This window comes from Streptomyces sp. NPDC059668 (assembly GCF_042734135.1).
Classification (GTDB): domain Bacteria; phylum Actinomycetota; class Actinomycetes; order Streptomycetales; family Streptomycetaceae; genus Streptomyces.
On sequence record NZ_JBHWEL010000092.1, the window covers coordinates 1 to 25,349 of the forward strand.

General features: G+C 73.1%; 24 protein-coding genes. 13 read left to right on the plus strand and 11 right to left on the minus strand.

Annotated features, from left to right (window positions below; all coding sequences use genetic code 11):
* Positions 1-122 precede the first annotated feature (122 nt).
* The 4 genes from ACFV2J_RS37730 to ACFV2J_RS37745 are packed head-to-tail and all read right to left on the minus strand — an operon-like array spanning position 123 to position 3,424.
* Positions 123-1,055 carry an ABC transporter substrate-binding protein gene (locus ACFV2J_RS37730; protein ID WP_385089948.1) on the minus strand — a complete coding sequence of 311 codons (933 nt, stop codon included), beginning with the start codon at positions 1,053-1,055 and terminating at the stop codon, positions 123-125.
* A 14-nt stretch (positions 1,056-1,069) separates the two neighbouring features.
* On the minus strand, positions 1,070-1,744 hold the full coding sequence (locus ACFV2J_RS37735) for an ABC transporter permease (RefSeq protein ID WP_385089945.1): 675 nt from the start codon (positions 1,742-1,744) through the stop codon (positions 1,070-1,072).
* Between the two features lies 1 nt (position 1,745).
* On the minus strand, positions 1,746-2,387 hold the full coding sequence (locus tag ACFV2J_RS37740; RefSeq protein WP_385089942.1) for an ABC transporter permease: 642 nt from the start codon (positions 2,385-2,387) through the stop codon (positions 1,746-1,748).
* Complete coding sequence (locus tag ACFV2J_RS37745; RefSeq protein WP_385089951.1) at positions 2,384-3,424, minus strand: ABC transporter ATP-binding protein; 1,041 nt, start codon at positions 3,422-3,424, stop codon at positions 2,384-2,386. The genes ACFV2J_RS37740 and ACFV2J_RS37745 overlap by 4 nt, the downstream gene beginning before the upstream one ends.
* 142 nt (positions 3,425-3,566) lie before the next feature.
* On the opposite strand from ACFV2J_RS37745, the gene ACFV2J_RS37750 reads away from it, so the two are divergent.
* The 3 genes from ACFV2J_RS37750 (at position 3,567) to ACFV2J_RS37760 (ending at position 6,763) form a co-directional block, all read left to right on the plus strand.
* Complete coding sequence (locus tag ACFV2J_RS37750) at positions 3,567-5,087, plus strand: aromatic amino acid ammonia-lyase (RefSeq protein WP_385089939.1); 1,521 nt, start codon at positions 3,567-3,569, stop codon at positions 5,085-5,087.
* Positions 5,084-5,944 (plus strand): MurR/RpiR family transcriptional regulator, encoded by an 861-nt coding sequence (locus ACFV2J_RS37755; RefSeq protein ID WP_385089936.1) that lies wholly within the window; start codon positions 5,084-5,086, stop codon positions 5,942-5,944. The genes ACFV2J_RS37750 and ACFV2J_RS37755 overlap by 4 nt, the downstream gene beginning before the upstream one ends.
* A gap of 249 nt (positions 5,945-6,193) precedes the next feature.
* Complete coding sequence (locus ACFV2J_RS37760) at positions 6,194-6,763, plus strand: hypothetical protein (RefSeq protein ID WP_385089933.1); 570 nt, start codon at positions 6,194-6,196, stop codon at positions 6,761-6,763.
* Between the two features lie 19 nt (positions 6,764-6,782).
* Here ACFV2J_RS37760 and ACFV2J_RS37765 read toward each other — a convergent pair whose 3' ends face one another.
* From ACFV2J_RS37765 to ACFV2J_RS37785, 5 genes are all read right to left on the minus strand, one after another.
* On the minus strand, positions 6,783-7,157 hold the full coding sequence (locus tag ACFV2J_RS37765) for a hypothetical protein (RefSeq protein WP_148008749.1): 375 nt from the start codon (positions 7,155-7,157) through the stop codon (positions 6,783-6,785).
* Positions 7,158-7,173: 16 nt separating this feature from the next.
* A complete protein-coding gene (locus ACFV2J_RS37770; protein WP_385089930.1) occupies positions 7,174-7,686 on the minus strand; it encodes a roadblock/LC7 domain-containing protein in 513 nt (170 codons plus the stop codon).
* A gap of 64 nt (positions 7,687-7,750) precedes the next feature.
* Positions 7,751-8,563: a transcriptional regulator gene (locus tag ACFV2J_RS37775; RefSeq protein ID WP_385089927.1), complete on the minus strand. Its 813-nt coding sequence runs from the start codon at positions 8,561-8,563 to the stop codon at positions 7,751-7,753.
* Positions 8,560-8,958, minus strand: coding sequence for a hypothetical protein (locus tag ACFV2J_RS37780; RefSeq protein WP_153290196.1), 399 nt, complete (start codon positions 8,956-8,958; stop codon positions 8,560-8,562). Before ACFV2J_RS37780 ends, ACFV2J_RS37775 begins: the two co-directional genes overlap by 4 nt.
* Before the next feature lie 229 nt (positions 8,959-9,187).
* Positions 9,188-10,600, minus strand: coding sequence for a diaminopimelate decarboxylase (locus tag ACFV2J_RS37785; protein ID WP_385089924.1), 1,413 nt, complete (start codon positions 10,598-10,600; stop codon positions 9,188-9,190).
* A 206-nt stretch (positions 10,601-10,806) separates the two neighbouring features.
* On the opposite strand from ACFV2J_RS37785, the gene hutU reads away from it, so the two are divergent.
* The 4 genes from hutU (at position 10,807) to hutI (ending at position 16,323) form a co-directional block, all read left to right on the plus strand.
* Entirely contained in the window at positions 10,807-12,471 is a 1,665-nt protein-coding gene (hutU, locus tag ACFV2J_RS37790) for a urocanate hydratase (protein WP_385442984.1), read from the plus strand.
* Positions 12,472-12,563: 92 nt separating this feature from the next.
* A complete protein-coding gene (locus tag ACFV2J_RS37795) occupies positions 12,564-13,766 on the plus strand; it encodes an allantoate amidohydrolase (protein WP_385096386.1) in 1,203 nt (400 codons plus the stop codon).
* Complete coding sequence (locus ACFV2J_RS37800; RefSeq protein ID WP_385096389.1) at positions 13,757-15,121, plus strand: formimidoylglutamate deiminase; 1,365 nt, start codon at positions 13,757-13,759, stop codon at positions 15,119-15,121. Before ACFV2J_RS37795 ends, ACFV2J_RS37800 begins: the two co-directional genes overlap by 10 nt.
* Before the next feature lie 35 nt (positions 15,122-15,156).
* Entirely contained in the window at positions 15,157-16,323 is a 1,167-nt protein-coding gene (gene hutI, locus ACFV2J_RS37805) for an imidazolonepropionase (protein ID WP_385442987.1), read from the plus strand.
* 63 nt (positions 16,324-16,386) lie between these two features.
* Here the strand turns inward: hutI and ACFV2J_RS37810 are convergent, their stop codons facing one another.
* Positions 16,387-17,958, minus strand: a complete 1,572-nt coding sequence (locus tag ACFV2J_RS37810; protein ID WP_385442990.1) for a ricin-type beta-trefoil lectin domain protein — start codon at positions 17,956-17,958, stop codon at positions 16,387-16,389.
* A gap of 307 nt (positions 17,959-18,265) precedes the next feature.
* A complete protein-coding gene (locus tag ACFV2J_RS37815; protein WP_385090292.1) occupies positions 18,266-19,174 on the minus strand; it encodes an RNA polymerase sigma factor SigF in 909 nt (302 codons plus the stop codon).
* A 249-nt stretch (positions 19,175-19,423) separates the two neighbouring features.
* On the opposite strand from ACFV2J_RS37815, the gene ACFV2J_RS37820 reads away from it, so the two are divergent.
* The 6 genes from ACFV2J_RS37820 (at position 19,424) to ACFV2J_RS37845 (ending at position 25,206) form a co-directional block, all read left to right on the plus strand.
* The gene (locus ACFV2J_RS37820) at positions 19,424-19,792 is read left to right on the plus strand and encodes an STAS domain-containing protein (protein ID WP_385090284.1); all 369 of its coding nucleotides are present in this window, start codon (positions 19,424-19,426) and stop codon (positions 19,790-19,792) included.
* Positions 19,793-20,089: 297 nt separating this feature from the next.
* Entirely contained in the window at positions 20,090-20,671 is a 582-nt protein-coding gene (locus tag ACFV2J_RS37825) for an ATP-binding protein (RefSeq protein ID WP_385090282.1), read from the plus strand.
* A gap of 131 nt (positions 20,672-20,802) precedes the next feature.
* On the plus strand, positions 20,803-21,588 hold the full coding sequence (locus ACFV2J_RS37830) for an LPXTG cell wall anchor domain-containing protein (RefSeq protein WP_385090279.1): 786 nt from the start codon (positions 20,803-20,805) through the stop codon (positions 21,586-21,588).
* Between the two features lie 32 nt (positions 21,589-21,620).
* Positions 21,621-22,628: a hypothetical protein gene (locus tag ACFV2J_RS37835; RefSeq protein WP_385090276.1), complete on the plus strand. Its 1,008-nt coding sequence runs from the start codon at positions 21,621-21,623 to the stop codon at positions 22,626-22,628.
* Positions 22,592-23,854 carry a hypothetical protein gene (locus ACFV2J_RS37840; protein WP_385442994.1) on the plus strand — a complete coding sequence of 421 codons (1,263 nt, stop codon included), beginning with the start codon at positions 22,592-22,594 and terminating at the stop codon, positions 23,852-23,854. The genes ACFV2J_RS37835 and ACFV2J_RS37840 overlap by 37 nt, the downstream gene beginning before the upstream one ends.
* Positions 23,855-23,964: 110 nt before the next feature.
* Positions 23,965-25,206, plus strand: a complete 1,242-nt coding sequence (locus ACFV2J_RS37845) for a hypothetical protein (protein ID WP_385090272.1) — start codon at positions 23,965-23,967, stop codon at positions 25,204-25,206.
* Positions 25,207-25,349 lie beyond the last annotated feature (143 nt).

The window sequence follows — 25,349 nt, forward strand, 5'->3', positions numbered from 1 at the left end:
GGGTAGTTCAGCCTGTCCGGCGTTTGAGGACAAGGCCCTTGAGGCCGGACGGGGGTCTGGGGGCGGAGCCCCCAGGTACGGGATGGGACGGGTAGGGGCGGCGGGGGCGAAGGAAAGGCCGGTCACGTCAGGTTCTTGGACTTCAGCCACGCGTCCGCGACCTCGTCCGGATCCTTCCTCTCCTTGTCCACCAGCCGGTTGAGCCTGGTCAGCTCCTCGGACGAGAGCACGTTGCCGAGGGACGCCAGCGCCTTGCGGACCTTGGCGTCGGCCTTGCGGGAGGCGATGAGCGGGACGATGTGCTGGGACGGGATCAGGTTCAGCGGGTCGGTGAGGACGACCCAGCCGTTCTCGATGACGTCCACGTCCGTGGTGAAGACGTTGGCGACGTCGACGTCCCCCTTCTTCAGGGCCCCCTTGACCAACGGCCCGGAGGAGTCGAGGGACTTGAACTCCTTGAACTCCACGCCGTAGCGCTCTTTGAGGCCCACCGCGCCGACGACCCGCTTCTTCATCTCGGCCGCCGCGCCCAGGACCAGCTTCCCGTTGGCCTTGCGCAGGTCGGCGAGGCTCTTGAGGCCGTACTTGTCGGCGGTCTCCCGGGTGACCGCGAAGCTGTCACGGTCCTCGGCCGCCGCGTACGGCAGGACCTCCAGACCGGCGGGCAGCACGGTCGTCAGCGTGTTCTGCATGGCGCCGGCCTCGGTGTCCGTGGCCTTCGCGTCCAGGTAGAGGAGCAGGCTGCCCTGGTACTCGGGGAGCAAATCGATGTCGCCGCCCTCCAGCGCGGGCACGACGATCTCGCGCGAGCCCAGGTTGGGGCGGACCTTGGCCTTGATGCCGGCGGCCGACAGGACGCCCGCGTACAGGTAGCCGAGGATCTGGTTCTCGGTGAAGTTGGCGGTGCCGATGGTCAGGCCGCCGGCGCTGGATCCGGAGCCGCCGCCGCTGCCGCCGCCCGAGTTGTCGAGCGAGGTGATGCCGCCGCCGCAGGCGGCCAGGGCGGGGACGGAGGCCGCGGCGAACAGGCCCCCGAGCAGAGTCCTACGGTTCATGGTTCTTCGGCTCCTCAGTGGGCGTCGGCGGTGCGGAGATGACGGAAGAGGTAGCGCTGGAGTCCGGCCAGCGCGAGGTCGAGCACCACGGCGACGACCGCCACCAGGACCGCGCCGCCGAGGACCTGGACGAGGTCGCGCTGCGCCAGGCCGTCGAAGACGTACCGGCCCAGGCCGCCGAAGCTGACGTACGCGGCGATCGTGGCGGTGGACACGACCTGGATGAGGGAGAGGCGCAGGCCCGTCATGATCAGGGGGAGGGCCAGCGGGATCTCCACCTGGAACAGGACCTGGTGGCCGCGCATGCCCTGGCCGCGGGCCGCGTCCTTGACGTCCGGGTCGACGGCGCTCATGCCCGCGTAGGTGTTGGTGACGATGGCCGGTACGGCGAGGACGACCAGGGCCACGTACACCGACCACAGCGACAGGCCGCTGATCAGGAAGACCAGGACGACCAGGCCCACGGTGGGCAGCGCGCGGCCGAAGGAGGACAGGTTGATGGCGAGGAACGCGCCCCTGCCGGTGTGACCGATCAGCAGGCCGAGCGGGAGCGCGATGGCGGCCGCGATGAGCGTGGCGAGGAGCGAGTACTCCAGGTGCTCGGCGATGCGGTGTGCGATGCCGTCGGTGCCGGCCCACTGGTCGCCGCTGACCAGCCACTTGGCGAGGTTCCGGAAGAGTTCGTACATGTCAGGCTCGCCGCCTCGTCCACGGAGTGAGTACGTACTGGATCGCGACCAGCAGCCCGTCCGCGACCAGGGCCAGCAGCAGGGTCAGTACGACGCCCACGATCACGGGCGTCGGGAAGTTGCGCTGGAACCCGTCCGTGAAGAGCTGGCCGAGTCCGCCGTCGCCGATGTAGGTGGCGACGGAGACCAGGGAGATCGACATCACCGTCGCGATGCGGACCCCCGCCATGATCACCGGGAGGGCGAGCGGGAGCTCGACGGTGAGGAGGGTGCGCAGGGGGCGGGTGCCCATGGCCTTCGCGGCCTCCTTGGTCTTCACGGGGACCGAGTCGAGGCCTTCGACGGTGTTCCGCAGCAGGACGACGAGGGAGTAGATCGTCAGGCCGATGACCGTGGTGGTGCGGGTCAGGCCGCTCACCGGGAGCAGGAGGACGAAGATCGCGATCGAGGGGATCGTGAAGAGGACGTTCGAGAGGCCGAGGAGCACCCCGCGCAGGGCGCGCACCCGGTGGGCCACGACGGCCAGCGGGAGGGAGATCAGCAGGCCGAGGAGGACGGCGGAGAGCGCGGCCTCCAGATGCGAGAGGGTGAGGGTGGTCAGGTCGTCGGTGTGGTCGCCCAGCCAGGACCAGTCGATGGTCATATGGCGACGCCCGCGGTGCCGTGGGCCCTGGCGGCGTGCTCGTGGATGTCGTCCCGGGACGTGACGCCGGTCAGCGCGCCCTGTGCGTCGACCCGCGCCACCAGGCCGGCCGGCGAGGCGATCGACTCGTTCAGGGCGGCGAGCAGGGAGTCGCCGTCCCGCAGCGGCCGTACGGGGAAGGTGGTGTCGCCGGAGGCGGAGCGCCAGCTCAGCGGGTGGCGGTCCGCGTCGAGGGCGAGGGTCCAGGCACCGCCCTCGGGGGCCGGGCCCTGCGGCACGTCGGCGAGGTTCTCCAGCGAGAGGAGCTTCAGGCCGCGCTCGGCGCCCAGGAAGTCGGCGACGAAGTCGTCCGCCGGGCGGGCGAGCAGTTCGGCGGGGCTCGCGCACTGCACCAGGTGGCCGCCGGTCCGGAAGATCGCGATCTGGTCGCCGAGCCGGACCGCCTCGTCGACGTCGTGCGTGACGAAGACGATGGTCTTGCTCAACTCCTTCTGCAACCGCAGCAGTTCGTCCTGGAGCTGGGTGCGCACCACCGGGTCGACCGCGCCGAAGGGTTCGTCCATGAGCAGGACGGGCGGGTCGGCGGCGAGTGCGCGGGCCACGCCGACGCGCTGCTGCTGGCCGCCGGAGAGCTGGTGCGGGTAGCGCTTGCCGGAGTCGGCGGCCAGCCCGACCGTCTCCAGCAGTTCGGCAGCCCGGGCGCGGGCCTTTCTGCGGCCCCAGCCCAGCAGCAGCGGCACGGTGGCGATGTTGTCGAGCACCGTGCGGTGCGGGAAGAGGCCGGACTGCTGGATGACGTAGCCGATGGAGCGGCGCAGTTCGGCGGCGTCCTGCTCCAGGACGTCCTTGCCGCCGACACGGATGGTGCCGGAGGTCGGATCGACCATCCGGTTGATCATCCTCAGGGTGGTGGTCTTACCGCAACCGGAGGATCCGACGAGGACGGTCACGCCGCCTTCCGGCATCTCCAGGGAGAGGTCGTGGACTGCGGTGGTGCCGTTGGGGAAGCGCTTGTGGACCGTGTCGAACTGGATCATGAGGTGTCCCTTGCCCGGTCTGCATATCGTCATGCAGAGTTCTCTGTATCTGAATAGGTTGTCAACGGTCCGGCGTTAATCGCTGGTTACTTGTGGCCGCCAGGCAAGATTCAATGTCGGGATCGAGGGGAGTTCGGGCCTTATGTCGTCTCGGAATATGGACACGTTCGGCGCGCTGGACGCACCGGTCACGACCGGGCTCGTGGTCCTGGACGGGTGCGGCACCGGTGTCGAGGACATCGTCCGGCTCGCCGACGGCACCGCACGCCCGGTTCCCGGCACCGAGGCGATGAAGCGCGTCGAGGTGTCCTGGGACGCCGCCCGGCAGATCGCCGCGACCGGCCGGGTCTACGGCCGGTCCACCGGCGTGGGCGCCAACCGGAACGAGGACGTGCCGACCGAGGCCGCCGCCGAACACGGTCTGCGGCTGCTGCGCAGTCACGCCGGGGCGATCGGCGAGGAGCTCCCCGCCCGGCAGGTACGGGCCATGCTCGCCGTCCGCGCCAACCAGCTGCTGGCGGGCGGAGCGGGCCTGCGCCCCACCGTCGTCACCGCCCTGTGCGAGGCGCTGGAGACCGGGGCGTACCCGGTCGTGAACGAGTTCGGATCGGTCGGCACCGGCGACATCGCGGCCCTGGCCCAGTTCGGACTCGCGCTGGTGGGGGAGCACCGGTGGAGGGGGACGGGCGCTCCGGAACCCCAGCCCCTCGACAACAACGACGCCCTCGCGCTGATCAGCAGCAACGCGCTCACCCTCGGACAGTCCGCCCTCGCCCTGCACGAGCTGCGCGGGCTGATCGGAGCCACCCAGGTCGTCGCCGCGCTGTCGCTGCTGGCCGTGGACGGTTCGCACGAGGCGTACGCCGCCCCCGTGCACGCCGCCCGGCCGCACCGCGGGTCCGTCGAGGTGGCCCGGCGGATGCGGGAGCTGATCGGCGCCGCCGACCGCCCCACCCCGCCGCTCGGGCGGATCCAGGACCCGTACGGCTTCCGGTGCGTTCCGCAGATCCACGGGCCCGCGCACGACGCCGCGGACGCGCTCGACGAGGTCCTCTCCGTCGAGATCAACGCCGCCGCCGAAAACCCCCTGATCTCCGCCGAGGACATGGCCGCCTACCACCACGGCGGCTTCTACCAGGCCCAACTCGCCCTCGCCCTGGACCACTTCAGGCTCGCCGTCACCCAGGTGGCCCGGCTGTCCACCTCGCGGCTCTCCACCCTCAACGAACCCGCGTACACCCGGCTGCGCCCCTTCCTCGCCGACCAGGAGCCCGCGTCCTCGGGCGTGATGATCCTGGAATACGCCGCCGGTGCCGCCCTGGGTGACCTGCGGGCCTTCTCCGCCCCCGCCTCGCTCGGCCACGCTGTACTCTCCCGGGGCGTCGAGGAACAGGCGAGCTTCGCCTCGCTCGCCGCACGGCAGACACTGCGGGCGTGCGGTGCCTACCGTCTCGTCGTCGGCTGTGAACTGGTCGCCGCCGTACGGGCGCTGCGCCAGCGCGACCTGCGGCCCGACCCGGAGCTGCCGGTCGGACGGGCGCTGGAACTGGCCGAGTCGGTGCTCGGCCTCGACCAGGCCGACCGGCCGCTCACCGACGACGTGACGGCGGCGGCCGCGCTGCTCGACCGGTTCACGGACATCTGGAGGGGGAGCGGATCATGAGCGTGGACAGGGACATGAACGTGACGGACAGCCCGGCCGGGCGCCTTCAGGCGCTCTTCGAGGGGCACCGGCTGACACCGACCCAGCGTCGCATCGCGCACAGCATGGTGCGGCGCGCCGCCGACGTGCCGTTCCTGTCGAGCGTCGAACTCGCCGAACTCGCCGGCGTCAGCCAGCCGTCCGTGACCCGCTTCGCGGTCGCGCTCGGCTTCGACGGCTACCCGGCCCTGCGCCGGCATCTGCGCGAGGTCGCCCCCACCGAACAGGCCGCGGCCCCGGGCTCGTACAACGAGTACCAGCAGGCCGTGGAGGCCGAGATCGAGAACCTGAAGCACCTCGCCGCGGTGCTCGCCGACCCGCGCCCGGTGCAGCGCGCGGGACGGCTGCTGGCCGCCTCCCGCCCGCTCCCGGTGCTCGGGCTGCGGGCCGCGGCCTCCCAGGCCTACGGCTTCGCGTACTTCGCCGCCAAGGTCCACCCCGACGTACGGCTGCTGCACGAGGGCGGCACCATGCTGCACGACCGCGTCGACGCCGCCGTGCGCGCCGGAGCGAGCGCCCTGCTCTGCTTCGCGCTGCCCCGCCACCCGCGCGAGGTCGTGGACTCCCTCGGCTACGCGAAGGAGGCGGGACTGACGGTCGTCACGGTCGCGGACTCCGCCTTCGCGCCGGTGGCGAAGGTGTCGGACCTGCTGCTGCCCGCCGCCGTCGGCACCGGCCTCGCCTTCGACACGGCCTGCGCCCCCATGCTCCTCGGGCGGGTCCTGCTGGAGGCGATGTGCGACGACCTGCCGGACGCCCAGGCGCGGCTGGAGGAGTTCGACGCACGGGCCTCGGCCCGGGGACTGTTCGTCGAGTAGCCGTCGAACGGGCCCCGTGGTCGGCCGGGGCGGCCGTCGTGCAAGGCCCGCCTCCCGGGAGCGGCCCGTCTCCGGACGCGTCCGCGCGTCTCCTGTGGAGGGCGATCGCGCCGGGCGGTGCGGGGGTTCGGGGTGCCCGGTCCCGCGCGGGGCCGAAGGCGGGCGGCCGCGCTTCTCAGACTCGTCTCACCTTCGCTCGTTAGCGTGCCCGCCCGAAGAGGCTGACGGCGGACGAAAGGGAGGCGGAAGGTGGCGCACGGAGGGCAGGGACTGGCTCGGGTGGCCGTCGTCGTGAGGGCCGGGGCCGCACCGCTGTGGTGGAGCGGAGTGTTCGCGGCCGGTGTCGGAGTGCTGGTGCCGGGCCTGACCGGGCGGCGTATCGGCGTCCTGGCCGGCGCCGCGCTGTTCGTCCTGGCCGCCGCCGTGGTGGCGTACACCCGCAGGAAGCGGTACGCCGGGCTGATCCGCTCCGCGGCCCGGGCGGGCAAGCACGACGTGCTTCAGGACCGGGCCGTGACGATACGCAACTGGCGCCGCGGCCACCGCTGGTGGCTGCTGCTCGCCTTCGTGGCCGCGCTGGGCGGCTCCTTCGCCCTGCCCGCCGCGGGCGGCATGCTGCTGGCCGGCGCGGGCGTCGGCCTGTGGCTGAAGGCCGGCTGGCTCGGGCGCCGCGAACGCGCCGGGCAGGCGCTGATCTGGGTACGGGTCGACTGGCTCGGCCGGGGCTCGGGCGCCCCCGCCGGGAAGCCGGTCAAGGCGTGCCGGGCCACCGGTGTGGCGGCCGGCGACGCCGCGCCCGGAGGAGCGCGACGTCGCTGACGGGCTACCGGCCCGGCCGTTACACCTCGAGGTCCGCCTCGATCCTCTTCAGCTGGTGCCTGGCCATCGCCAGGTTGGCACGCTTGGCGTCGAGCACCAGGTACAGGAAGAGCCCGTTGCCGCCGCGTCCTTTCATCAGCCGGATCAGGTGGTACTGGTCGGACAGCGTGATCAGGATGTCCTCGATCTCGCCCTTCAGCCCGAGGTGTTCCATGGTGCGCAGCTTGGCGCGGACGACGTCGGTGTTGCCCGCCGCCGCGACGGTGAGGTCGAAGCCCTTGCTCCCGCCGATCGTGCCCAGCGCCATGCCGCTGGTGTAGTCGACGAGAGCCGCTCCGGTCGCGCCCTCGATGGACGCCAGCGCCTCTTTCAGTGCGGTTTCGGTGTTCGTCATGGTGTGGTTCTCCCTCTCAGCTTTCCGATGTGCGTGGGGTGTTGGGTGTAGAAGTGGTCGGTGTGCGGGATGCGCCGCGCGCCGGGCGGCCGCGCGTGGGGAGCGGGGCGGTGGTCCGCGTGGGAGCCCTCGCCGGGGTGACCGGTTCACCGCGCGCCGTCGCGGCCTCCACGAGCTCACCGATCCGCGTGCCGGAGCGCCGCCCCTCCAGATGCAGCCGGCCGACGTTGACCCGGTCCTGGGCCAGCAGCGTCAGTACGGCGGAGGTGCCCGCCGCGTACGTCGCCACGTAGCCGTCGACGCCGCGCACCAGCAGCTCGCGGAAGTCGCCCTGCCCGGTGGCGTCCGCCATCCGCACGGCGACCCCCAGCGCGGCCGCGGTGAGCGCGGCCACGCCCTCGGGTTCGACTCCGGGCGTGTCGTGGGCGAGTACGAGACCGTCGACGCTGGCCGCCAGAGCACCGGTCAGTTGGGGCACGCGGGCCCTCAACCGGTGCAGTTCGTCGAGGACTTCGGGTTCCGCCGCCATCAGCAGTCTCCTCTCGGCACGCTGTCGCAGCGCGCGGATCACAGGGCCTCCCGTCGTTCCGGGGTCACAGCGCCTCCAGCGCGTCTCGCAGCCGGCGCAGCAGCGCGACGTCGGGGTCGGCGGAGGACTGGGTGAGCACAGTGGGCACCGGGGCCCGCTCCGGCGGGGTCGCCGCCGTCACGACTCCGGCGGCGGCCAGCCGGCGGACGTCGACCAGGGTGTGGAAGGCCGGCCGCCCCAGGGCGAGCGAGATGTCCGAGGCCGTACGCAGGCCGTCCACCCGGCCGAGCACGGACCACTGCCGGAGCGGGACCGACGGTTCGCAGGAGCGCCGGGAGCGCGCCAGCGGAGCGGTGTCCGTCGCGGCGTCGGGCCAGACGCGGTGCAGCAGTTCACGGCGGCGCACCGTCTCGCGCTCCAGCGCGGCCACCGGTACGGGGCGTACCGGGCCGAGCCAGTGCGCGGCCCCGTACCGGAACCGGGCCGGGGTGCTGCTCGGCCCCAGCACGAAGTACGCCGCGTCGTACAGCGCGCCGAGGTGGCACAGTTCGAGCGCGCCCTCGGCGATCCGGCCGCGTTCCACCAGGAACCGGCCGACCCGGCGGCGGGCGCCGGCCTCCGCGACCGCCTCCCGCCAGGCCTCCGCCGCCACCACGCCGCGTGCGGTGAGCAGCACGTCGAGCGAGGGGGTGGCGGGGCTCTCGGCGTGCACGACGTCTCCGTCGCTGAGGTAGAGCACACCCCGCTCGCGCACGAGTACGCCGGTGGCGCGCTCGGCGGCGAGCCGGCTGAGCATCGGCGAGACGGCGTTGACGGGACCCGCCCCCTTGTCGCGCACCGGAAGTTCGAGCGGAGGCGGTGTTCTGACCGTGGTCATCCCAGCACCAGCCGTCCCGCCATCTCGCCGAGCCTGATCCTGGCCAGAGCGAGGTTGCCGTCCGCCCGGTCCAGCCAGAGGTGCAGGAAGACGCTGCTGTCGAAGGTGGTCCTGACGAACCGCAGCAGGTGGTAGCTGTCGCGGTTGCTGATGATCAGGTCCTCGACCGGTGTCTCCTGCTCGGACCAGTCGGAACCGTCGGCCGGGGCGAACGCCTTGTGCTCGGCGGCGAGCCGGGCGAGCTCGGCGGCCTCGGCCGCGGTCGTCTCGTGGTCACCGCCCGGCGCGTCCCCGACCGTGCCCAGGGCCAGCCCGCTGGTCCAGTCGACCACCGCGGCACCCCGGGCACCGGGCAGTCGCATGGCTTCCAGTAGGCACTCGTCGATTCCGGGCACCGTTTATCCCCTCCCGCCAAAGGGTTCGGCCGAGTGACGACGAAGTTACGCAACGTGTGCGTGGCGGGTGATGGAAATGGCATTTTCCTGTGGAACATGCCCGGTGGTGACTAAGGTGGGTCGACTGACCACATTTTCCGGTGCCTGGGCGCCCGTTCGAAGGCCCGCCCGGGGGCGTCCGTGAGCCCGCCGGGGCGTGCGGCCGACCTCCGCGCGCTGCCTCGCGGTCCTACAGTCCCGAGAGCGCGGACGGCTGGGCTCCGCCCGACTCCGCGACGATCTCGGAGAGGGTCTGCGGTTCCCGTACGACCGCGAAGCGCACCCCGGTGTTCCCGCGTCCGCCCGTGTCCCGTTCGTCGTCGCCGGCGGGCGCGTAGCCGTGGATGCCGGGGCGGGCCAGGGAGTTGTACGCGTAGTGGTGCGCGAAGTAGTACGCGCCCGTGTCCAGTGCCGCCGCGTAGTCGCCCTGTTCGAGCAGGGGCAGTGCGAGTCCCTCGGCGAGCAGGTCGCCCGCGAAGCAGGCGGGGCCCGCGACGTCCTGCACCACGTCGGGTCCCGGCTTGGGCCGCCCCTTCGCGTCGTACGCGGCGATGCGCAGCGGCCAGGACGCGGGCGCGTAGACCGTGCGGGCCGCGATCTGCACCCCGGCGTGCGTGACCGCGACGGGCCGGCCGCCGGCTGACTTCGCGTACTCGACCCGGGCGACGACGGTTCCGTGTTTGGCCAGCAGCGACCGCCCGAACTCGGTGACCAGTCCGTACCGTCCGTCGAAGAGCCCCGGCACCGCCTCGGCGAGCAGCCGCGCGTACTGCGCGTAGGTCGGGGCGGTGGCGTCGGAGGTGAAGTCGACCGGCAGTCCGCCGCCGATGTCGAGCGTGTCGATCTGCCGCCGTCCGACGTGCCGGTTGATCTCCTCGGCGAGCGCGTACGTCTCGGCGATGCCCCGGGCCATCAGGGAGAGCGGGATGCCCTGCGACCCGGTGTGCGCGTGCAGCCGGGTCAGCCAGGGGCGGTCGGCGAACGCCTGGACGATCCACTCCCTGGCGCCCTCGTCGCGCAGGGCGACGCCGAACTTGGAGGTCGCCGTCGCGGTCGAGAGCGCCTCGATGGAACCCCCGCCGACCTGCGGGTTCACCCGGATTCCGAGAGGTGACGCGGGGGTCGTGGTCCCCACCAGGGCGTCGAGGCGCCCCAGCTCCTGGGGGTTGTCCGCGTTGACGGCGATGCCCAGCGTCAGCGCCTCGCGCAGCTCGGCGGTCGTCTTGGCCGGGGAGTCGAGCACGGTCCGGGACGGCGGTACTCCGGCCGCCCGCGCGAGGGCCAGCTCGCCCGGGCTCGCCACCTCGGCGCCGATGCCGTGCTCGTGCAGCAGCCGCAGTACGGGCACGAGGGGGGTCGCCTTCACCGCGAAGGCGTGCAGGACGGGTGTGCCGGGCGCCGTCACGGCGTCGAAGGCCGCCCGCAGTGCCGCCGCCGAGGCCCTGATGCCGGGAACGTCGAGCAGCGCGATGATGGGGGACTCGGGCCCCAGCAGCCCCTGCTCCACGGCGGCCCGGACCGCTTCGTCGCGGCGCGCCACCCGGTCGGAGTCCGACCCGTGTCCGCCGTCCGCGGCGGCATGCCTGGCGCCGCCCGGGGGCATCACCCTGTTCCCGCCCGTCCCGCCGCGCATCGGATCCCCCGGCCTGTCCCTGTCTGAACCCATACATCCCAGCCAAACACCCGCGGCGCGCCCGCGCTGGCCTACGCATCTATTGACTAGCTCTATTCAAAAAGACAGGATGTGAATATCTGCTGCAACAGTTCGCTGCAGCATCAGCCGGAACAGTTCCGCACAGGAGGCAGACCATGTCAGGACCCCGCCCCGTCCGAGCGCCGCGCGGTACGGAACTGAGTGCCCTGGGATGGCAGCAGGAAGCCGCCCTGCGGATGCTGCAGAACAACCTCGACCCCGAGGTCGCCGAGCACCCCGACAAGCTCGTCGTCTACGGCGGCACCGGCAAGGCCGCCCGTGACTGGCGCTCCTTCGACGCCATGGTGCGCACCCTGCGGACCCTCAAGCAGGACGAGACGATGCTCGTCCAGTCCGGCCGTCCCGTCGGCGTCATGCAGACCCACGAGTGGGCCCCGCGCGTCCTCATCGCCAACTCCAACCTGGTCGGCGACTGGGCCAACTGGGAGGAGTTCCGGCGCCTGGAGGCGCTCGGCCTCACCATGTACGGCCAGATGACGGCCGGCTCCTGGATCTACATCGGCACCCAGGGCATCCTCCAGGGCACCTACGAGACCTTCTCCGCCGTCGCCGCCAAGAAGTTCGGCGGCACGCTCGCCGGCACCATCACGCTGACCGCCGGCCTCGGCGGCATGGGCGGCGCCCAGCCCCTCGCCGTGACCATGAACGACGGCGTCGCGATCTGCATCGACGTGGACCCGCGCGCCATCGAGCGCCGCATCGAGCACCGCTACCTGGACGTGAAGGCCGACTCCCTGGAGCACGCCCTCCAGCTCGCCGTCGAGGCCCGCGACCAGCGCAGGCCGCTCTCCATCGGCCTGCTCGGCAACGCCGCCGAACTGCTGCCGCGGATGCTCGCCGAGGGCGCCCCCGTCGACATCGTGACCGACCAGACCTCGGCCCACGACCCGCTCGCCTACCTCCCCGTCGGCGTCGACTTCGACGACATGGCCTCGTACGCGGCCAAGGACCCGGCGGGCTTCACCACCCGCGCCCGCGAGTCCATGGCCAAGCACGTCGAGGCGATGGTCGGCTTCATGGACGCGGGCGCCGAGGTCTTCGACTACGGCAACTCGATCCGCGGCGAGGCACAACTCGCCGGATACGACCGGGCGTTCGCCTTCCCCGGCTTCGTCCCCGCCTACATCCGCCCGCTCTTCTCCGAGGGCAAGGGCCCCTTCCGCTGGGCCGCCCTGTCCGGCGAGGCCTCCGACATCGCCAAGACCGACAAGGCGATCCTCGACCTCTTCCCGGAGAACGAGTCCCTGCACCGCTGGATCAAGCTGGCCGGCGAGCGCGTCCACTTCCAGGGCCTGCCCGCCCGCATCTGCTGGCTCGGCTACGGCGAGCGCGACAAGGCCGGCGAGCGCTTCAACGACATGGTGGCCTCCGGCGAGCTCGCCGCGCCCCTGGCCATCGGCCGCGACCACCTCGACTGCGGCTCCGTCGCCTCCCCGTACCGCGAGACCGAGGCCATGCTCGACGGCTCCGACGCGATCGCCGACTGGCCGCTGCTCAACGCCATGGTGAACGTCGCCTCCGGCGCCTCCTGGGTCTCCATCCACCACGGCGGCGGCGTCGGCATGGGCCGCTCCATCCACGCCGGCCAGGTCACCGTCGCCGACGGCACCGCGCTGGCCGGCGAGAAGATCCGCCGCGTCCTGACCAACGACCCCGGCATGGGCGTCATCCGCCACGTCGACGCCGGCTACGACATCGCCGAGTCCGTCGCCGCCGAGCGCGGCGTGCGCGTCCCGATGCGGGAAGGCGAGTCCGCGTGACCCAGCACGACGGTGGGCCGGGGGCGCTGTCCCCGGCCGCCCCGGGCGCGCCCGCGGCACCGGGCGGCTCCGTGCCGGCCTCCTTCCACACCATGTGGCGGGAGCTCGAACCCATCGGGCGCCACGCGGACAGCGGCGGATACCGCCGGTTCGCCTGGACCGGGGCGGACGCCGACTGCCGGGCGTGGTTCCGGTCGCAGGCCGAGTCCCGCGGGCTGCGCTACGAACTCGACCGCAACGGGAACCAGTGGGCCTGGCTCGGCGACCCCGCCGAGGGCGACGCCGTGGTCACCGGGTCCCATCTGGACTCCGTGCCCGACGGCGGCGCCTTCGACGGCCCGCTCGGCGTCGTGTCGTCCTTCGCCGCCCTCGACGAACTGCGCGGCAGACAGGTCCGGTTCACCAGACCCCTCGCCGTCGTCAACTTCGGGGACGAGGAGGGCGCCCGGTTCGGACTCGCCTGCGTCGGCTCCCGGCTGGCCGCGGGACAGCTCACCGTCGAGCAGGCCCACCGGCTCACGGACGCCGACGGGGTCACGCTCCCGCAGGCCATGGAGCGGGCCGGGTACGACCCCGACACCATCGGACCGGACCCGGAACGCCTCTCCCGCATCGGCGCCTTCGTCGAACTCCACGTCGAGCAGGGCCGGGCCCTCGACCTGTCCGGCGACCGGGTCGGCATCGCCAGCGCCATCTGGCCGCACGGCCGCTGGCGCTTCGACTTCCGCGGCGAGGCCAACCACGCGGGCACCACCCGGCTCGTGGACCGCCGCGACCCGATGCTCCCGTACGCCGAGACCGTGCTCGCCGCCCGCCGCGAGGCCCTGATCACGGGCGCCGTCGCCACCTTCGGCAAGATCTCCGTCGAGCCGAACGGCGTGAACGCCATCCCGTCCCTGGTGCGCGGCTGGCTGGACTCCCGCGCCGCCGACCAGCCGACCCTCGACACCGTCGTCACCGGCATCGAGAAGGCGGCCCGGGAGTACGCGCAGGCCCAGGGCGTCGAACTCGACGTCGTGCGCGAGTCGTTCACCCCCGTCGTCGAGTTCGAGCACGCCCTGCGCGACGAACTCGCCCGCATCCTCACCACCACGGCCGACCTCACCGTCCCCGTGCTGGGGACGGGCGCCGGACACGACGCCGGAATCCTCTCCGGGACCGTCCCTACCGCCATGCTGTTCGTACGCAACCCCACGGGTGTCTCGCACTCCCCGGCCGAGTACGCCGCCGAGGACGACTGCGTGGCCGGGGTGACCGCACTCGCCGACGTACTCGAAGGGCTGGCCTGCAGGTGACGCAGACGTACTGGCTGGAACACGCCTGGCTCGACACCCACGTCGAGCCGGGCGTCGCCCTGACCGTGTCGGCCGCCGGCTCCGCCGCCGGCGCGGACGGCCGCATCACCGCCCTGCGCACGGGCGTCCCCACACCGCCCCCGGGCGCCGAGATCCTGCGCGGACTCACCCTCCCCGGACTCGCCGACGCCCACTCGCACGCCTTCCACCGAGCCCTGCGCGGCACCGTCCAGGTGGGCTCCGGCACCTTCTGGACCTGGCGCGAGACCATGTACTCGGTCGCGGACCGGCTGACCCCGGACACCTACCACGCGCTCGCCCGCGCGGTGTACGCCGAGATGGCGCTCGCGGGCGTCACGGCCGTCGGCGAGTTCCACTACCTGCACCACGCCCCCGGCGGCACCCCCTACGCCGACCCGAACGCGATGGGCGAGGCGCTGATCGAGGCCGCGCGGGAGGCCGGGATCAGGATCACGCTGCTCGACACGGCGTACGTCTCCTCGGGCTTCGGCCAGCCGCCCAACCGTCACCAGCTGCGCTTCTCCGACGGCAGCGCGGACGCCTGGGCGGAACGCTCCTCCCTCCTCAAGGACCGCGACCACGCACGCATCGGCGCCGCCGTCCACTCCGTACGGGCCGTGCCCGCCGGACAGCTGGCGACGGTGGCACGCTGGGCCGAGGAGCGACGCGCCCCGCTGCACGTCCATCTGTCCGAGCAGACCGCCGAGAACGACGCCTGCCTCCAGCACCACGGCTGCACCCCCACCCGGCTGCTCGCCGACCACGGGGTGCTCGGCCCGCGCACCACGGGCGTCCACAACACCCACCTCACCGACGAGGACATCGCCCTGCTCGGCGGCTCCTCGACCGGCACCTGCATGTGTCCCACCACCGAACGCGACCTCGCGGACGGCATCGGCCCCGCCGCCGCCCTGCAGCGCGCGGGCTCGCCCCTCTCCCTCGGCTCCGACAGCCACGCCGTCATCGACCTCCTCGAAGAGGCCCGCGCGATGGAGCTGAACGAACGCCTGCGCACCCGCACCCGCGGCCACTGGACGGCCGCCGCCCTGCTGCGCGCCGCCTCCGCGGACGGTCACGCGGCCCTGGGCTGGGACGACGTGGGCATCCTGGAGGTCGGCGCGCGCGCCGACTTCACGACGATCGCGCTCGACTCGGTCAGAACGGCGGGCACGCTGCCGCGACTCGGCGCGGAGTCGGCCGTGTTCGCCGCGACGGCCGCCGACGTACGCCACACCGTCGTGGCGGGCCGGCCCGTCGTACGCGACGGCGCGCACACCCTCGTACCGGATGTGCCGAAGGCCCTCGCGGACGCCGTCGAAGCACTGCGCGCCTGAACCCCGTCCACAGGCTCACCACCGACAAGGACGCCATGAGCACCGTCATCACCAACATCGCCACGCTGGTCACCAACGATCCCTCCCTCGGCGACGGACCCCTCGGTCCGATCCAGGACGCGGCCGTCGTCATCGACGGCGACCGCGTCGTGTGGACCGGTGAATCAAGGAAAGCACCCGCCACCGACAACCGGGTCGACGCCGGCGGCCGGGCCGTCGTCCCCGGCTTCGTGGACTCCCACTCGCACCTCGTCTTCGCCGGCGACCGCACCGAGGAGTTCAACGCCCGGATGTCCGGCCGCGGTTACACGGCGGGCGGCATCCGCACCACCGTCGCCGCGACCCGCGCCGCGAGCGACGAGGACCTGGAGCGGAACCTCACGCACTACCTCGCCGAGGCCCTGCGCCAGGGCACCACGACCTTCGAGACGAAGTCCGGCTACGGACTCACCGTCGAGGACGAGGCCCGCGCCCTGCGGATCGCGGCCCGCCACACCGACGAGGTCACCTACCTCGGCGCGCACATCGTCGCCCCCGAACACGCCGACGACCCGGCCGCGTACGTGGCCCTGGTGACCGGCGAGATGCTCGACGCCTGCGCCCCGCACGCCCGTTGGATCGACGTCTTCTGCGAGAAGGGCGCCTTCGACGGCGACCAGGCCCGCGCGATCCTCACCGCGGGAAAGGCGAAGGGCCTGCACCCGCGCGTCCACGCCAACCAGCTCACCTACGGCCCCGGCGTGCAGCTCGCCGTCGAACTGGACGCCGCGAGCGCCGACCACTGCACGCACCTGACCGACGCCGACGTGGCGGCGCTCGCGAGCGGGAACACCGTGGCGACGCTGCTGCCCGGCGCCGAGTTCTCCACCCGCGCCCAGTGGCCGGACGCCCGCCGCCTGCTGGACGCGGGCGTCACCGTCGCCCTCTCCACCGACTGCAACCCGGGCTCCTCCTTCACCTCGTCCGTCCCGTTCTGCATCGCGCTCGCCGTCCGGGACATGGGGATGACCCCGGACGAGGCGGTGTGGTCGGCCACGGCGGGCGGCGCCGCGGCCCTGCGGCGCGAGGACATCGGCCGCCTCACCGTCGGCGCCCGCGCGGACCTGACCCTCCTGGACGCGCCGAGCCACGTGCACCTCGCCTACCGGCCAGGCGTACCGCTGGTCACCGGCGTCTGGCGGGGCGGCGTACGCGAGGTCTGACCGTCCGGCCCCCGTCCCGGCCCTCCCGTGGCCAGGTCCTGACCGTCCCCGGGCCGGGGCCGGTCAGGACGCCCCCGCCCGCCACCGCTGGTCCGCGCCCCCGTTCAGCGGGAGCAGCGCCAGGCCGTCGCCGCCGTCCGGGGTGAGCCCGGTCTCGATGGCGACGGCGGGGCGGATGACACCGTCGTCGCCCACGGTGAACCGCAGGTTCCGGGCGTGCCGGCCCTCGGCCGAGGAGCACTCCCAGATGCCGACGCCGTTGTCGACGGAACCGCGGCTGTCCAGGCAGAAGTCGGGGTCGGCGTACGACTGGAGGACGCCGAGGGAGGCGTCGACGCGCCAGCGCTGGGTGGACGAGGAGCCGCAGTGGGCGGTGACGACGTCCGTGCCCTTCTCCAGGTCACCGTCGCGGATGTCCAGGCACAGGCCCGAGGCGGCGTTCACCACCTGGGCGTACGCGGCTCCCGGCGGAGCGGCCGGGGTGGGCGTGGGGGAGGGCTCGGGGCGCGTGGACCTCGACGGGGACGCGGACGCCGTCGGGGAGGCGGACGCGGAGGCGCCGGTCGCCGAGGCGGACGCCCCGGACGGGGACGGGGAGGAGGACGGGGTCGCCGGGACCGTCGCCGTGACCGTCACCGACGGCGGGTTGGCGGGGGTGCCGACCGTGCCCGCCGCGTCCTGGGCCGGTGAGCCGCCGGACGACAGCAGGAGGAGCAGCAGCGGCGCCAGGGCGACGCCGAGGGCCGCCGACGCCAGCACCATGCGGCGGGACGGCGGCCAGGGCCCGGACGGCGCCCGGACGCCGGGCGCCGGCTCGTGGGCGCCGCTCATGGTGTACGCCGTGCCGGCCCAGGGCAGCAGGCCCTCGGCCAGGGTGGCGCGCGGGTGGTCGCGCAGGGCGGACAGTTCCTCGTACGCCGTCGTGCAGTGCGCGCAGTGCGCCATGTGGGCGTCCAGGTCGGAACTGAAGCGGGGGCTGTCGGGCCGCAGCGATTCCTCGATCAGCCGGCGGAAGTCCCCGCACGAGGGGTCGTCGGAGGCGGCCAGCCGGGCCTTCAGACAGGCCTGGCCCAATGCGGTCAGCGCCTGGTCCGTGCCGTACGTCACGTCCTCACGGGTGAGACCGAGCAGCACCGCGGTCCGCTCCTCGGGCTCCCGTTCCACCAGTCCGTACCAGATCAGGCCCTGGGCCCGGGACGGGAGGGACTGGAACGCCGGGAGCATCCGCGGGACGGGGCCCTCGGGTCCCGCCGTGTTCAGGACCAGGAGCAGCCCGGCGTCGAGGCCGGCGGCCCGCTCGTCGGCGGCCCAGGACACGGCCACCCGCGAGGTCAGCAGCAGGAGCTGGTGCCGCCACGGGACGCCGGGGTCGCTGCCGCGGGCGGTCTCCTGGGCCGCGAGGGTGAAGGCCTGCGCCGCGAGCTGGCGTGCCGCGGACTCGCCGGCCGTGCAGAGCCGGGCGTAGGCGAGGACCGACGCGCGGTGACGGCCGCGGAGTTCCTGGAGTGCCGGGTACGCGGTCGGGGTGGCGGCGCGCAGCAGTTCGGTCAGGCGCGCGTCGGGCGTCCGGGCGTGAGCCCCGCCGCCCTCGGCCCCGGTCCCGTCGTCCTTGCCGGCCGGATCGCCCTGAGCCATCCCTCCGCCTCCTCGTCCCCCGTGCTGTCGCTCGCCCCGTCCTGACGTACCGGCCAGTTTGGGGGTGCCCACAGTGGCAGGGGTGACCCTCCGGGGAAAGAGTCGGAGAGGAGGTTTCCCCGGGTAACTTCCGCCGGGGAAGAGGAACCGCGCGGAAGGAACCGGATGAAGCGGAAAGAAGCGGCCCGGCACCGTCAGGGCCGGACCGCTTTCCACCGGGACCGCGCGGGGGAGTTCCTGGACCGCTCTTGGGGGTACCAGGAGTGCGCGGGGGAGTTCCGGGACCGCTCGTGGGGGTGAGACCCCGTCACTCCTCGACCGTCAGGCCCCTGCGGAGCCGCACCAGCGTCCGCGACAGCAGCCGCGACACGTGCATCTGCGAGATGCCGAGTTCGTCGCCGATCTCGGACTGCGTCATGTTGGCGACGAAGCGCAGCGACAGGATCTGCCGGTCGCGCTGCGGGAGGCCGGCGATCAGCGGCTTGAGGGACTCCACGTACTCGATGCCTTCGAGCCCGTGGTCCTCGTAGCCGATGCGGTCCGCGAGCGCGCCCTCGGAGTCGTCCTCCTCGGGCTGGGCGTCCAGCGAGCTCGCCGTGTAGGCGTTCGAGGCGGCCATGCCCTCGACGACCTCGTCGTTGGTGATGCCCAGGCGTTCCGCCAACTCGCCGACGGTGGGCGACCGGTCGAGGCGCTGGGCGAGTTCGTCGCCGGCCTTGGCCAGGTCGAGCCGGAGTTCCTGGAGCCGGCGCGGTACCCGCACGGACCAGGAGGTGTCGCGGAAGAAGCGCTTGATCTCGCCGATGATGGTCGGCATGGCGAAGGTGGGGAATTCCACGCCACGGCTCAGCTCGAAGCGGTCGATCGCCTTGATCAGGCCGATCGTGCCGACCTGGATGATGTCCTCCATCGGCTCGCTGCGGGAGCGGAAGCGGGAGGCGGCGAACTTCACCAGCGCGAGGTTGAGTTCGACGAGCGTGTTGCGGACGTACGAGTAGTCGTGGGTGCCCTCTTCGAGGGACTCCAGGCGCTCGAAGAGCGTCTTGGACAGGGCCCGTGCGTCCACTGCCCCCACCTCGTCGTACGGGGGGATCTCCGGAAGCCCCTCCAGGCCCGCGAGGTCCGCGCCGTGGTCGGCGGGGTCGTGGTCCGGGTGTTCCGGAGAGGGTGCCGACGTCGCCCTCTGGGTCTGCGATGCGTCGAGCCGGGGTGACATGGTGTCCTCCATCGTTCTCGGCATATGGCCGCCGATGCCTATACGTGCACTGCGGTGTGCGGCGCCTCCGTAGCCGGCCGTGTCGAATAGCTGTCTCTACTAGCCCTACCCGCTTTCGCGTATCCCTCGCAAGTGCCTTTCATTGCTAAATGTCCATTTTCGGGGGGTTGTTCGGGTGTCGGAGATCGTGGGGAAGGCGTAGTGTTCGAGTGTGTAAACAGGACTCACGACGCTCGGGAGAGAGACGGCATGGACCGCGGGACGGTCGGCAGCGCACAGTCTGGCCGGCTTCTTGTCGAGGTGCGGGAAGAGGGCTCTAGCGCCGTCGTGACCCCCGCGGGTGAGTTGGATCACCACACGGCCGAATTGTTGCGTGAGCCACTCGAGGCCTGCCTCGAAAAGGGATATTCACGACTCGTCGTGGACTGTTCACGGCTGGAGTTCTGCGACTCCACCGGACTCAACGTGCTGCTCGGCGCCCGGCTCAAGGCCGAGGCCGCGGGCGGCGGGGTCCACCTGGCGGGAATGCTGCCGGTGGTGGCCCGGGTCTTCGAGATCACCGGGGCGGACGCCGTCTTCACCGTTCACGAGACGCTCGATGCGGCGCTGGCCGACTAGGCGGGACGCCCGGGCGCCGCTCCGCCGCGCCCCGGGTGGCCGCCGCGTCACGTCCGTCACACATTCCCGGACGGCCAGGGGGGTGTTCCGGCGCGACAGTCGGGCAGGAGACATCCTGACCCTGTCGGCCACAATCGGTGGGAACGTCGGAGAGAAGCGCTGCAGATATTCGTCCCGGGTGTCCTGGACGCGGAAGTGTCCGGATGCCCTGAGTGCGGAAGCCCCTGGTGTGCGTACCACATGCTGAGTACTGAGTCTTGAATCGTGATACTGGTGAATCGGTGAGGTGAAGCGCTGATGAGCACCACCCGGCCCTACTCGCCGGGCGACCGCGGCCCGGAGTCGGGCGAAGGCGGCGCTTCCGGGGTGTCGGGAGACGGCGTGAGCGTGTCCGGGCGCCCGGTGGCCCCGACCGCCGACGGCGTGTCCGTGACGGTGTCCGCGGGCGACGCGGGCGTCCCGTCCGCCGGCCGGTCGACCCGCAGGCTGAGCTTCGAGGGCGAGAGCGGCGTCGTGCCGCTCGCCCGCGACTTCGCCCGTCAGGCGCTGCACGCGTGGGGCTGGCTGCCCGCCGCGGGCGCCGACCGGCGAGCCGCCGCGGAGGACGTCCTGCTGGTCGTCTCCGAGCTGGTCACCAACGCCTGTCTGCATGCCGAGGGTCCGGAGGAGCTCCGGATCAGCTGCGACAACAAGGTGCTGCGCGTCGAGGTCTCCGACCGGGGTACCGGTCAGCCCGCCCCGCGCACCCCGCACCGTGCCGGACGGCCCGGCGGCCACGGCATGTTCATCGTGCAACGACTGTGCCTGGACTGGGGAGTCGTCCGCGCTCCGGGTGTCGCCGGCAAGACCGTATGGGCGGAACTCGGGGCACCCGCCTGACCCCCACCAGGAGTTACCCGCGGTCATAACGCTTCCTCGTACGGTGCGCACGCGCGCTGGATCTCCTCAGATCCGGCGCGCGCTTTGTCTTCCCTCCACAAGGCGCCGGGCGTACCTTGACGGCCGATCTGATGTTCCGTCAGGAATCTGTCGGGAGTGAGGGGCAGGCCGTGCCGAACCGGACGTACCAGAAACGAACCGCCGCGCTCGCGCTCGCCGCGGCCCTGGCCGGCTCGGCGGTGCTGACGGCCGCCCCGGTCGCCCAGGCCGCCGTGGTGGACGTCAACTACCAGTGCAAGACGCCGATCGGCGACAAGAGCGCCGTGTCGCCCATCGACATCAGGAGCGTCAGGAGCGGCAGCGCCTACAAGCTCACCATGTCCTGGCAGAAGGGCGTCTCGTCCAGCCCGGTCGAGCTGGGCAAGGGCGCGATGAGCCCGAGCGCCGTCATCAAGGTGGGCGGCGCGGACAGCGGCACGGTCGCGGTGAGCGGCCCGGCCAACGCGGCCGCGATCCCCGCCAACACCCCCATCAAGATCAGCGACCTGAGCGGGACCTACACCCCGTCCAAGAGCGGCAAGGTCACCTTCACGGCGGGCGTCCTGACCATCAAGGCGCTCGGTACGACGACCACCTGCACGCCCACCAACGATCCGGGGCCCTCGCTGACCCTCGACGTCACGGCCGCGGGTGGCGGGTCCGGGTCGGGCGGATCGAGCGGTTCCGGTGGATCGGGCGGTTCCGGCGGGTCGGGCGGGTCGGGTTCCCAGACCGGCTCCGACTCCGGCGGACAGCTCCCCCAGACCGGCCCCGCCGACTCGGCGCTCGCCCTCGGCACGCTCGGCGGCACCGTGCTGCTCGCGGGCGCCGCGGGCGCGCTGTGGCTGACGCGCAGGCATCAGGCGGCACGCCGCTGACGCGTCGACCCGAAGACGACCAGGAGCCGCCGATGCCGTACGCCCGTGTTCTGTGCTGCGCCGTCGGCGTGCTGTTGTCGCTGACCGTGCCCCCGGCCGCCGCGGGGGAGGCCGGCTGGTCCGTCGTGCCGTCCGCGGGCACGGGCACCGGGCGGCCGTACGTCTACGCGGAGGGAACGCCCGGCACGGTCCTCCAGGACACCGTGTCCGTGCTCAACCCGGGCGCGAGGCCGCTGACGGTCCGGCTGCGCGGCACGGACGCCGAACGCACCGCGCGCGGCGGCCTCACCGTGCTCACCACCGGAAGACCGACGGACACGGGCGCCTGGATCGCCTTCGCCGAGGAGCGCGAGGGACACCGGACGCCGGCCGGCGCGACCTCCGTCCGGGTGCCCGCGCGCACCCGCGCCGACGTGCCGTTCAGCGTGAGTGTTCCGCCGGGGGCGACACCCGGCGACCATCCGGGGGCGATCGTCGCGAGCGCCGGCGGCCGCTCCAGCGCGGTACGGGTGCTGCTGCGCGTCGGCGGACCGACGCTGGCGGCGCTCACGGTCGAGCACGTCGCCCTCCACGACGGACACGTCTCGTACGACGTGGTCAACCGCGGCAACACGCTGCTCCGCCCGAAGCTCGCGGTACGCGCGGACGGTGTCCTCGGCAGGGTCCTCGACCGCCCCCCGCGGGCGCTGCCGGTCGAGCTCCCGCCGGGCCGCCGCGTGACGCTCACCGAACCGTGGCGCGACCCGCCGGCGCTGGACGCGGTCGACGTGCGGCTCACGGTGACGGCGGCGGGAGGAGCGCGCGCCACCGCCTCCACACGGGCGCGGTTCGTGCCCTGGGGCGCGGTGACGGGCGCCGGGTGCGGTCTCGCGGCGATCGCCGCGCTGCTCGTCGTACGACGGCGCGGGCGCCGCAGGGCGGACGACGGGGCGTGCCCACCGGCGCGCGAGGAAGCGCCGGGTGCGGAGGCGCCGCGTACGGAGGCGCCGCGTACGGAGGCGGAGTGGACGGACGCGGAGTGGACGGGAGCGGTGTCGTGAGCTTCGTCGGTGACAGGGCACGCGCGGCGGTGCGGGCGGCGGCGGTCGCGCTGCTCCTGGTCCCCGTGACGGGGACGGCCGCCGTGTCCGTCGCGGCCACGGGATCCGCCGCGTCCACCGGATCTGCATTCGCCGTGTCCGCCGTGTCCGCCGTGTCCGCGGCCGGGAACCCGGCGGTGCGGCTTTCCGCCTCCGAGGCGGGGACGGGCGGTTCGGTCACCGTGACCGGCAGCGGATGGCGGCCGAGGACGCTGCTGATGATGATGATCTGCGGGCGGTCCGTGCCGTCCCGCGGTGTGATCGGCGGCACCAACTCCTGTGCCAACGCGGGCGGTCGGGCCGTCACCACCGACGCGGAGGGGGACTTCGAGAAGAGACTGCCGGTCACCGAGCCGCCCGCGCCGTGTCCGTGCGTCGTGCACGTCGCCACGGTCACGGGCGGACAGGCGGCGGCCGACGCCGTCTTCATGGTCGCCGGACACCCCGTCGCACCGCTGCCGAAGGAGTCGGGCGGCGGCCGCCTGTCGGTGCTCACCGACACCCGGCTGGACGGCTCCGGCGGAGTGCTGACCTGGTTCGGCGCGCCGCCCGCCCGGGACCTCGTCTTCACCGTCGGAAACGTCGGCACCGCCTCCGTCAAGGACCCCGTCTTCCAGGTCGGCACCTCGCACGGGGTGTTCGCGCCGCAGTGGGAGGAACAGCAGTGGCGCGGCACGGTCGCGCCCGGCAGGAAGGCGCTGATCACCCTCCCGGTCGAGCTCGCGGCCGGGGCGCACGGCGACTACACGGTCTCGCTGAGGTACGGCGGGAAGGTGCTCGCCGAGCAGCCGTGGGGCGTGGGCCGGCCCTGGGGGGTGACGCTCTTCTGGATCCTGCTGTGCGTGGTCGTCCCGGCGGCGGTGTTCCGGATCGGGATGGCCGTGGTGGACCGGGCGCGGCCGCGCCGGTCGGCGCGCCGTGCGGGCCGGCACCGGGGTCTGCGGCTGGCCGGCCTCACCCTCGGGCTGCCGTGGCGGGGCGGTTCCCCCGCCCCCTCGTCCCCACCCCCCGCCCCGGGTTCCGCGCCGGAGCCGGCGAAGTCCGCCGCGGCGGGCGGCCCCGTACCGAAGACCGCCACGACCCCGGCCCTGCCGTGGTTCACGCCGGACAGCGATCCCGGTGGCACCGCGAACGGTCAGCTCTCCGCACCGCAAGAGAACAGTCCGACGACGAAGGGGAACACGTGAGTACGCGATGGAGAGTTGCGCCCACGGGAGGGCGGAGAGGCGGCCCCTCGGACGGACGGAGAACAGCCCCCGGGGGCGGCCGGCGGGCGAGCGCGGCCGGGTTCGCGCTGATGCTCGCCGGCGCGGGCCTTCTGGTGGGCGTCGCGGCGGCCCCCGCACAGGCCGCCGGGGTGTCCTACGCGACCCGGTGCGTTCCGCCTCCCGCCTCCGGCCTCGACCCCGTCGAGGGCACCACCGAGGTGCAGATCACCGCGCCCGCGACGGCGAGCGTGGGCGACGAGGTCGAGGTGGTCTGGAAGTTCACCCGGGCCGCGTCGAAGAACCCCGACCTCATCGACCTCCCGGCCGACTCGGTCCAGCCGAGCGGCACCCTCAAGGCCGCCGGTGCGCAGACCGCGGACCTCGCCATGCAGGGCCCCCGTAAGAACCCGGCCATACCCAAGGGCGCGGCCATGGTGCTCTCCGACATGAAGGGCACCCTCAAGCTGACCGCGCCCGGCACGGTCACGCTGACCCCGGACGCGTACAGCATCAACGCCTTCTCGACGGACACGAAGTGCGCACCGACCGAGACGGTGAGGCCGGCGGCGTCGATCGAGGTGACAGGCGCCCCGACGTCACCGTCACCGACACCGACGCCCTCGACCACCCCCTCCGGCACGGCGTCGACGCAGCCCACCGGATCGCCGTCGGCGAGCCCCAGCGACAGCGGGGGACAGACGGACTTCACCGGGAAGGAGGTCTCCGTCGCCTACGCGTGCAAGACGCCGATCGGGGACAAGAACGCCACCTCCCCCGTGCAGATCGACGCACGCAGGAACGGCGGGAGCTTCGACCTCACGGTCCGGTTCAAGAAGTCGGTGATGGACAGTCCGGCCGACATCCCGGCGGACTCGGTCAAGCCGTCGATGGAGGTGGTCCTCGGCGGTGCGGACAAGGGCACCGTCCATGTCGAGGGGCCGGCCAACGCCCAGCCGATCAAGTCCGGCGACCCGATCGAGGTGCCCGACCTCACGGGTACGTACAAGCCCGGCGCGAGCGGTGAGTCCACCCTGGCACCCGGTGTGCTGACGGTGAAGGCCCTCGGCACCACGACGACCTGCACCCCGCAGACGTCACAGGTCTCGCTGACCCTGGACACCACGCGGCAGGAGGGCGGCGCGTCCGGCGGAGGAGGGTCCGCCTCCACGTCCGGCGGTACGTCGTCCGGGTCCACGTCGACGTCCGGCGGCCTCGCGGAGACGGGCTCCGACAGCCACGGCGCGCTCAAGGCGCTGGGACTGGTCGCCGGCACGGTGATCCTGCTCGGCGGAGCGGTCTTCACCTTCCTGCCCCGCCGCCACCCGCACTGACCGTCCCCGCGCCCGGGCGCGGGAACGCCCGGGGGGGGCCCCCCCCCCCGGGGGGGGGGGGGGGGGGGGGGGGCGGGGGGGGGCGGCGGGGGGTCCGCAGCGGCGGGGGGGCGGGGGTGGGTGCGCCCGGCCACGGTCGGACG

Bases quoted from the DNA above. Each gene is read 5' to 3' on its own strand.
- ACFV2J_RS37730 (WP_385089948.1), bottom strand. From the start codon at position 1,055: ATGAACCGTAGGACTCTGCTCGGGGGCCTGTTCGCCGCGGCCTCCGTC.
- ACFV2J_RS37735 (WP_385089945.1), bottom strand. From the start codon at position 1,744: ATGTACGAACTCTTCCGGAACCTCGCCAAGTGGCTGGTCAGCGGCGAC.
- ACFV2J_RS37740 (WP_385089942.1), bottom strand. From the start codon at position 2,387: ATGACCATCGACTGGTCCTGGCTGGGCGACCACACCGACGACCTGACC.
- ACFV2J_RS37745 (WP_385089951.1), bottom strand. From the start codon at position 3,424: ATGATCCAGTTCGACACGGTCCACAAGCGCTTCCCCAACGGCACCACC.
- ACFV2J_RS37750 (WP_385089939.1), top strand. From the start codon at position 3,567: ATGTCGTCTCGGAATATGGACACGTTCGGCGCGCTGGACGCACCGGTC.
- ACFV2J_RS37755 (WP_385089936.1), top strand. From the start codon at position 5,084: ATGAGCGTGGACAGGGACATGAACGTGACGGACAGCCCGGCCGGGCGC.
- ACFV2J_RS37765 (WP_148008749.1), bottom strand. From the start codon at position 7,157: ATGACGAACACCGAAACCGCACTGAAAGAGGCGCTGGCGTCCATCGAG.
- ACFV2J_RS37770 (WP_385089930.1), bottom strand. From the start codon at position 7,686: ATGGCGGCGGAACCCGAAGTCCTCGACGAACTGCACCGGTTGAGGGCC.
- ACFV2J_RS37775 (WP_385089927.1), bottom strand. From the start codon at position 8,563: ATGACCACGGTCAGAACACCGCCTCCGCTCGAACTTCCGGTGCGCGAC.
- ACFV2J_RS37785 (WP_385089924.1), bottom strand. From the start codon at position 10,600: ATGCCCCCGGGCGGCGCCAGGCATGCCGCCGCGGACGGCGGACACGGG.
- hutU (WP_385442984.1), top strand. From the start codon at position 10,807: ATGTCAGGACCCCGCCCCGTCCGAGCGCCGCGCGGTACGGAACTGAGT.
- ACFV2J_RS37795 (WP_385096386.1), top strand. From the start codon at position 12,564: ATGTGGCGGGAGCTCGAACCCATCGGGCGCCACGCGGACAGCGGCGGA.
- hutI (WP_385442987.1), top strand. From the start codon at position 15,157: ATGAGCACCGTCATCACCAACATCGCCACGCTGGTCACCAACGATCCC.
- ACFV2J_RS37810 (WP_385442990.1), bottom strand. From the start codon at position 17,958: ATGGCTCAGGGCGATCCGGCCGGCAAGGACGACGGGACCGGGGCCGAG.
- ACFV2J_RS37815 (WP_385090292.1), bottom strand. From the start codon at position 19,174: ATGTCACCCCGGCTCGACGCATCGCAGACCCAGAGGGCGACGTCGGCA.
- ACFV2J_RS37820 (WP_385090284.1), top strand. From the start codon at position 19,424: ATGGACCGCGGGACGGTCGGCAGCGCACAGTCTGGCCGGCTTCTTGTC.
- ACFV2J_RS37825 (WP_385090282.1), top strand. From the start codon at position 20,090: ATGAGCACCACCCGGCCCTACTCGCCGGGCGACCGCGGCCCGGAGTCG.
- ACFV2J_RS37830 (WP_385090279.1), top strand. From the start codon at position 20,803: ATGTTCCGTCAGGAATCTGTCGGGAGTGAGGGGCAGGCCGTGCCGAAC.
- ACFV2J_RS37835 (WP_385090276.1), top strand. From the start codon at position 21,621: ATGCCGTACGCCCGTGTTCTGTGCTGCGCCGTCGGCGTGCTGTTGTCG.
- ACFV2J_RS37845 (WP_385090272.1), top strand. From the start codon at position 23,965: ATGCTCGCCGGCGCGGGCCTTCTGGTGGGCGTCGCGGCGGCCCCCGCA.